At 71.3% G+C, this 6,504-nt stretch carries 10 protein-coding genes; 3 read left to right on the top strand and 7 right to left on the bottom strand.

Going from position 1 to position 6,504, the window contains the following annotated elements; genetic code table 11:
- From AC08OJ_RS17675 to AC08OJ_RS17660, 4 genes are all read right to left on the bottom strand, one after another.
- On the bottom strand, window positions 1-304 hold a 304-nt coding region (locus tag AC08OJ_RS17675), incomplete at its 3' end, for a DUF6328 family protein (protein ID WP_476596319.1).
- The gene (locus tag AC08OJ_RS17670; RefSeq protein WP_476596317.1) at window positions 301-894 is read right to left on the bottom strand and encodes a hemerythrin domain-containing protein; all 594 of its coding nucleotides are present in this window, start codon (window positions 892-894) and stop codon (window positions 301-303) included. The genes AC08OJ_RS17670 and AC08OJ_RS17675, both read right to left, overlap by 4 nt.
- A 180-nt stretch (window positions 895-1,074) precedes the next feature.
- Complete coding sequence (locus AC08OJ_RS17665; RefSeq protein ID WP_476594329.1) at window positions 1,075-1,542, bottom strand: hypothetical protein; 468 nt, start codon at window positions 1,540-1,542, stop codon at window positions 1,075-1,077.
- A 371-nt stretch (window positions 1,543-1,913) separates the two neighbouring features.
- Window positions 1,914-3,086: a universal stress protein gene (locus AC08OJ_RS17660; RefSeq protein WP_476594328.1), complete on the bottom strand. Its 1,173-nt coding sequence runs from the start codon at window positions 3,084-3,086 to the stop codon at window positions 1,914-1,916.
- A gap of 313 nt (window positions 3,087-3,399) precedes the next feature.
- Between AC08OJ_RS17660 and AC08OJ_RS17655 the strand changes: the two genes are divergently transcribed.
- Window positions 3,400-4,611: a sensor domain-containing phosphodiesterase gene (locus tag AC08OJ_RS17655; protein WP_476594327.1), complete on the top strand. Its 1,212-nt coding sequence runs from the start codon at window positions 3,400-3,402 to the stop codon at window positions 4,609-4,611.
- 65 nt (window positions 4,612-4,676) lie between these two features.
- Here AC08OJ_RS17655 and AC08OJ_RS17650 read toward each other — a convergent pair whose 3' ends face one another.
- Window positions 4,677-5,117, bottom strand: a complete 441-nt coding sequence (locus AC08OJ_RS17650) for an ATP-binding protein (protein ID WP_476594326.1) — start codon at window positions 5,115-5,117, stop codon at window positions 4,677-4,679.
- A gap of 48 nt (window positions 5,118-5,165) precedes the next feature.
- Window positions 5,166-5,420: a glycosyltransferase gene (locus AC08OJ_RS17645; protein WP_476594332.1), complete on the bottom strand. Its 255-nt coding sequence runs from the start codon at window positions 5,418-5,420 to the stop codon at window positions 5,166-5,168.
- Here AC08OJ_RS17645 and AC08OJ_RS17640 point away from each other — a divergent pair.
- A complete protein-coding gene (locus tag AC08OJ_RS17640) occupies window positions 5,395-5,556 on the top strand; it encodes a hypothetical protein (RefSeq protein WP_476596316.1) in 162 nt (53 codons plus the stop codon). The genes AC08OJ_RS17645 and AC08OJ_RS17640 overlap by 26 nt on opposite strands.
- Window positions 5,557-5,694: 138 nt before the next feature.
- Window positions 5,695-6,093, top strand: a complete 399-nt coding sequence (locus AC08OJ_RS17635; protein WP_476596315.1) for a hypothetical protein — start codon at window positions 5,695-5,697, stop codon at window positions 6,091-6,093.
- Between the two features lie 89 nt (window positions 6,094-6,182).
- On the opposite strand, the gene AC08OJ_RS17630 is transcribed toward AC08OJ_RS17635, so the two are convergent.
- A partial coding sequence (locus tag AC08OJ_RS17630; RefSeq protein WP_476596314.1) for a nucleotidyl transferase family protein occupies window positions 6,183-6,504 on the bottom strand: 322 nt, incomplete at its 5' end.

The following is a 6,504-nucleotide window of genomic DNA, read 5'->3' as shown; positions in this document are numbered from 1 at the left end:
CAAGATCCAAACTAGTGGAAGCGGCATTGAGGCTCACCGGCATGATGAGCAGCCCGGTGGCGCTGACCGTCAGCAGCACGATCACGAGATAGAGCGACTTCTGCTCGTTGCTCAACGTCGTGAACCGCTGCTGGAACGGGATGGCTAGCAGGAAGGCGGTCAGCAGCTGCACGCCCGTCTGGACGACGCGCAGCTCCTGCAGCAGATCTCCCCAGTTGCGGTACCGGCGTTGCGCCGGGGTCTCCGAAGGGTCCGGCCCGCCGTTCGAGGAGTTCCCCCGGGCGGTGGAGATCCTCGCCGTCACCCCGCCGTCGTCGTCTGCCGCCGAGCGTCGCGCAGCCGGTCGACGAGGGACACCGCCGGCCCGAATACCCGCTGAGCGGTGGGGGATCCCGCGACCGAAGGGTGCGGATGGGTGGGGGCGATCGCCTGAATGGCCCGCAGTCTGCGGCCCAGGCGCACGAGTTCGGACTCGGGACGGACCTGGCGCAGCGCCTCGAACTCCTCCCGCTCCTCGCGCTCGGCGTGTTCCACCACCGTGTGCTCGAACGCGGCGAGCTTGGCCCCGAACTCGACGCTGCTCGCGTCCATCCGATCGAGGCCGGCGAGGTCCCGACTCGCCGCCTTCTCCTCGCGGTTGCGGGCATCGGTCACCTCGGGCCCCACCACCTGCCGGCTGATCGGGCGCAGCACCACCTCCTCGCCGGTCTCGTGGGCCGCGAGCAGCGCCCGCAGCTTGTCGAACGTCTCCTGGCGGCGTTGGCCCGTTGACGTCCTGACCTTCCCGAACAGCTCGCGGATCTCGGCATGCTGCGCGAGCAGGATCCCGACCACATCGTCCTCGGGGAGCTGACTCGCCCGGGTTCGTTCCCTCGTGGCCTTGCTGACCGTCATCGCACTCTCCTCATCGCGGACCGCGCACCGGACCGTGTCCCTGCTGGCCTGCCCGCTTGGCGGGAACAGGAACCTGGTCCGAGCGGGGGGATGCGCCGGATCGGGATGGCCAAGCCCAGGGATGGGCCCCAGGATCAGGAGGTTCGTCGGAATCAGGAGGTTCGTCGGCGCCGGGCGGGTCTACCGGCGTTCGAACATCCAGGCGGCAGCCAGCGCTACGCCGACCACGATCCCGACGAGCAGCGCCCCGCCGAACACGAAGAAACCGACCGTCCTGATCAGGGTGACCGCGATCGGCAGCGCTGCGGCCAGCAGGAACACGCCGCGGGTGCGCACCGGCGTGTTCACCATGGCGAAGATCTTGCGCGGGCCCGTCACCCGGTTGACGTTCAGCTCGTCGGACACCGACGGCATGAGCCGGATCGTCGTCCACGTCAGCAGGACGAAGGCGATCGACAGCCCGAGGGCGTAGAGGAGCCCCACGCCGCAGCCGAAGGCGTCGAACGCCGCACCGGCACCGATCACAGTGATCATCAGTGGGACGTACCAGGAGGTGGTGCGGTCCTGCCGGGCCTGACCGGCGAGCCAGCGCGCCTGGGCGAACCGCTCGCCGCGCCGACCGGAACCGCCGTAATACTGATCCTCCATAGTCGCTCGACACTCCCCTCCCACGGCCGGCGCCGCGGTGCCCCCGTACCTCACGGGGACATCACGCCCCAGTCTCCCCATCCTCCCCCAAGACGAGGGAAAGCCGAGCCGTTTCGGGAGGATCACCTGCCCGCCGCGCCGTCACCGCTGGGCCGCAGGCCGCGCTCGGCGGGCCGCGAGAGCCGGCACCGCAGGTGGCACGGCAGATGGCGCGGCAGGCGACCCGCCGTCCACCCGCTCGGTACGTGCCCGATCGGGCATCCCCGCCCGGGGTCTTCGATCTCGGCCCACGGCCCGAGAACTCGCGACCCGAGGGAAAGGGACTCGCACCGGGTCGAAGATCTGCCGCGGTGGAGTCACCACACACCGCACTAATTACCACAGGTCGTACTGCCGGGCGTGCGGATGACCGCGACCGCGCACTGGGCGTGTGTCACACACTGTGAACTGGTGGAACCCAGCAGCAACTCGGCGAAGCCGCCGCGGCCCCGGGCTCCGATGACCAGGAGCTGCGCCCCCGCTGCGGCCCGCAGGAGGCTGGACGCGGCCGCTCCGCGGATCAGGTCCGTGCGCACATCGAGATCACCCGGCTCGGGCAGACCCGCGCGCACCGCCTCGTCCAGCACGGCCCGCGCGGCCCCCTCGAGGGCGGCGTCGACGAGGGCCGTTCCGCCGGGTCCCGTCGCATCGAGCACCGGGTCCCCGAGCGCCGCATCGGCGGGTCCCGAGTCACCGAATCCTGGATGATCATCGAGTGCCGTGCCCCCCGGTGCCGTGCCCCGAAATCCACGGCCGACGAATCCCGAGGCGAGGCCCGTTCCACCCGGGTCCGTCCGGATGAATCCGGTCCCGCCCGGATCCGCGTCGCCGGGCCCCGCACCAGCCGGCCCGGCACGGACGGCCCCGGCGCCCGCCGTGGGCACTGCGCCGACGAACCTGGCACCGCAGAGTCCCAGCCGGACAACGAACTCCGGTGGCAGCGACGTCCAGGCGTGCAGGATGCGCAGCGACGCCCGGCGCAGCGCCGCCTCCTGGGCGGCCCACCGCAGCGCGGCCAACGAGCAGGCGGACCCGTCCACCCCGACGACGACGGGCCCGCTCTCGGCCGGCGCCGCCGACCTGCCGTGGACCACGACCACCGGCACCGACGCCCCGTACACGCACGCCATGCTGACCGAACCGGCCGGCAGGCGGCGCGGCCGGTCACGGCCGCGGGCACCGAGGACGAGCATGGCCGCGCCCTCCGACTCGGTCAGTATCGTGTCCACCGGGTTCCCGTACACGGTCCGCTCGACGATCCAGGCGTCGGGCTGGGCCTCGCGGACCCGATCGACGACGTCGTGCAGCATCCACTGGGCCGTCCACCGGGGATGCTCCGGTGAGGTGGCAGGCGGCGGCTTCACCCGCGTGCAGAACGGGCCGGCCGCAGCCCAGACGAGAACGGCACGCACCCGCGCGCTACAGCGACGCCCCGCGCGCACGGCCCACCGCAGCGCGCGCTCGGCATCTGTCGACCCGTCGATCCCGACCACGATGTCCGCCACGCGGCACCGCCTCCCCTCCGAACATCCTCGCTCGCCGAGCAGGCATCCGTCCCGATCCCGCATCTACTACAACACGAAGAGCCAACGGGCGCGACGGGAGACAGACGGGAGACAGGGGATGGATCTCCCGGCAGTGGCGGAGGTTGGTCACGAACAGGTCAATATTGGTCACGAACCAGTCGATATCGTGCACGAACAAGCCGATATCGGTTACAAAGAGCCCAATATCGATCACGAAACGGTAACAGATATCGGTGCCGACCAGGGTGTGCGCGGAAAACCCGAGGGAACACCAGGAGAGGAGGTGGTACGGATGTCGGTCCGCCCGGCCCCCGCCTCGGCGCTCGGGCCGAAGGCCGAGGTTCCCGAGCCGGCGACGGCGGTGGTGGAGCTGCTGAGGATACTGCGCCGCCATCTGGGCATGGATCTTGCCTGGCTCGGCCGCATCGAGACGGACGTCCTCGTTGTGCAGGTCATCAACGGGGACGGCGCGTCGTTCCAGCTGGCCCCGGGCTCCACCGTTCGGCGCGAGAGCGCCCTGTTCGGACGCGTCCTGTCCGGTGAGTTTCCCACCGTCATCCCGGACACCCACGCCGATCCGCGCATCCTGCGACTGCCCGTCGTCGACGAGCTTGACGTGGGGGCCTACGCCGCGGTGCCGGTCATCGACAGCGACGGCCTCGTCTACGGCCTGGTCGGCTGTCTCGGGCACGGGCCTCATCCGCACCTGCGGCCGCGCGACGGCCGGTTCCTGCGGATGATCGCGGAGATCCTCGGCGATTCCGTGACCGACCTGCACCGGATGTGGGAGGTCCGCAGCCGCGTCTGGCGCGACGTCAGCCATGTGATCGACGGCGGGGGGCCCGCGCTCGCCTTCCAGCCGGTGCTCGACCTCGAACACGGAAAGATCATCGGAGTGGAGGCGCTGTCCCGGTTCTCGGACTACGCCCGCAGCCCGTCACAGTGGTTCACCGCGGCAGGCTCCGTCGGCCTCAACGTCGATCTCGAACTCGCCGCGGTCCGACGCGCGCTCGCCGTGCTGCCCCGGCTGCCGACACACATGATCCTCGCGGTTAACGTCTCGGCGACGACCCTCTCAGCCGGCCTGGTGGAGATGATCATGGGCGAGGACGCCGAACGTATCCTCGTGGAGATCACCGAGCACGAACGAATCGGCGACACTCCGGCGATCAACCGCGACATCGAGCACCTGCGCCGGCTCGGCGTCCGCATTGCCGCCGACGACGTGGGTACCGGCTATGCCGGGCTGGAACAGCTCGTCCGGCTGCGGCCGGAGATTATCAAGATGGACTGCTGCCTGACCCAGGGCATCGACACCGACCCGGCCCGGCGGGCTGTGGCCGCCGGGCTGGTGCACGTCGCCAAGGAGATCGGAGGCGGCGTGGTTGCCGAGGGCATCGAGACCGCGGCCGAGCTCCAGGCCACCCGGGAGACCGCGATCCCCTACGGCCAGGGCTTCTTTCTCGGCCCGCCCACCCCCGTCCTGCCCGAGGCCGTCAGGTAAGCCCGCCGTCAGGCAAGCCCGCGGCGCGCTCGGCCGCATCGGCGGCGGTCAACCATCGGCGGCGGTCAACCATCGACAACGGGGCTCTCCCGGCGCATCCGGAACCAGACGACCTTCCCGTCGCCGGGGATGACGTCGGCACCCGAGGTCTCAGCGAGCTCGGCCACCAAGTGCATGCCCCGCCCGCTAAGCGAGTCGGTGTCGACCTGCTGCACCTGCGGGAGGCGGCTGTCCGGATCCTGGACGCCGACCCACACCTGGTGGTCGGTCGTCCGGATCTCCAGAACCGGCTCACCGCGGCCGTGCACGACGGCGTTGGTGACCAGTTCGCTGGCGAGCAACACGACGATCTCGGCCAGCTCCGCCGCGAAGCCGGTGCCGGCGAGGCCCGCGGCCAACCGGACCCGGGCCTGCCGGGGCGCGATCGGGCTGAGCGGCAGCACGAACCTGTCCAACGGCTCGCCCGGCTCGCCTGACTCGCCGGGCAGCCCCGGTTCACCCGTCATGTGAAGGACATTTCCTGGCAATCATGCGGATAAACTCGGTGTCGGAGCTCAGCCCGTGACCTGCGCGAGCACCTCGTCCCAGTCCCGCAGGAAACGATCGAGACCGTACCGGGCCAGGGCCGCCCGCCGGGCCTTCTTCCCGTACCCCCGAGCGCGTTCCGGATCGGCGACGAAGCGGCGGACGGCGCCGGCGAGCACCGCCGGATCGGTGGAGAGGACCCCGGCGTCCCCCGGCACCGCCTCCACCGCCTCGGTGGTGGCCAGCGCGACGACGGGCATGCCCAGGTGCATCGCCTCGAGCAGGGACAGCCCGAGCGAGGTCCACCGGCGGCAGGTGCACGTACACCCGGCGGCGCGCGACGGCCTCGTGCAGGGCGGCCTGGGAGGCGTCCTCGAACACGGTGAGCCGCTCGGCGGGAAGGCCGGTGTGCGCCGGTAGGGCGCTGACCCCCAGGCCGAAGGCGTCGACCGGTGCCGCCGCGGCGAACAGCCCCAGCAGGTCGGTCCCGGTAACCCGGCCGCGGCGGACCGGTTCGTTCACGGCCACCGCGACGCGGGGCAGCTCACCGGTGTAGCGGTGGCCCGGGTCGACGATGCCGTGCTCGACGACCCGGGTGGGCGTGCTCCCGGCATCCCAGAACAGCCGGTTGAAGTGGGTGACGTGCACCAGGGTGAGGTCTGGCCGGTCGGCGAGGGGGTGCCGGGTCGTGGGCACGTCCCCCTTCGGGGTGTTGTGCTCGACGTAGACCGCAGGGAGGTCCCGCCCCGGGCGCCGGCCACCCAGCCAGCGTTCCGCCAGGTCCAGCTCGTGCGGCCGCTGCAGGACGACGACGTCCACGTCGGCCGGGCCGAGCTCGTCCGGCCCGACCTCCGTGACCGTGCCCGGCCACGGATAGGTGCGCGCGCGGCCCAGGCCGTCCGGGCCGCGATCCGGGGTGACCGGGACGAGATAGGAGTGATCGCCCTGGACGAATGACGTCGTCCACGATCCGTGCACGTGCCACAGCAGAATTCTCACGCCCGGTTCCCCGTTTCCTCGCGGCCCTCGCCGCTTCCTCGCGGTCCTCACCGTTCCCTCGCGGTCCTCACCGTTCCCTCGCGGCCATCGTCCGCTGTGCGCCGAATGCGCCCGACCAGAGCGCTCGTCGACCGGTCCGCCACGTAGTCGACGATGCGGACCTCGCCGCCGAGCGCACGGACCAGCGGCGTCTCGGGCAACATCGACTCGGTATAGTCGCCGCCCTTGACGTACACGTCGGGCCGCAGGGAACGCAGCAGGTCGGTCGGGGTGTCGTCGTCGAAGACGACCACGTGCTCGACACCGGCGAGCGCGGTCAGCACCGCCAGCCGGTCGGCCAGCGCGTTGATCGGACGGTCCGGGCCCTCT

The sequence above is a fragment of the Frankia sp. CgKIO3 genome, from assembly GCF_977946435.1.
The sequence above is the reverse complement of the archived record's forward strand: the minus strand, read 5'-3'. Positions and strand labels throughout refer to the sequence as shown.

What these genes read in the sequence shown, in the direction of transcription:
- AC08OJ_RS17670 (WP_476596317.1), bottom strand. Translation starts at nt 894, where the DNA reads ATGACGGTCAGCAAGGCCACGAGGGAACGAACCCGGGCGAGTCAGCTC.
- AC08OJ_RS17665 (WP_476594329.1), bottom strand. Translation starts at nt 1,542, where the DNA reads ATGGAGGATCAGTATTACGGCGGTTCCGGTCGGCGCGGCGAGCGGTTC.
- AC08OJ_RS17650 (WP_476594326.1), bottom strand. Translation starts at nt 5,117, where the DNA reads ATGACGGGTGAACCGGGGCTGCCCGGCGAGTCAGGCGAGCCGGGCGAG.
- AC08OJ_RS17640 (WP_476596316.1), top strand. Translation starts at nt 5,395, where the DNA reads ATGCCCAGGTGCATCGCCTCGAGCAGGGACAGCCCGAGCGAGGTCCAC.
- AC08OJ_RS17655 (WP_476594327.1), top strand. Translation starts at nt 3,400, where the DNA reads ATGTCGGTCCGCCCGGCCCCCGCCTCGGCGCTCGGGCCGAAGGCCGAG.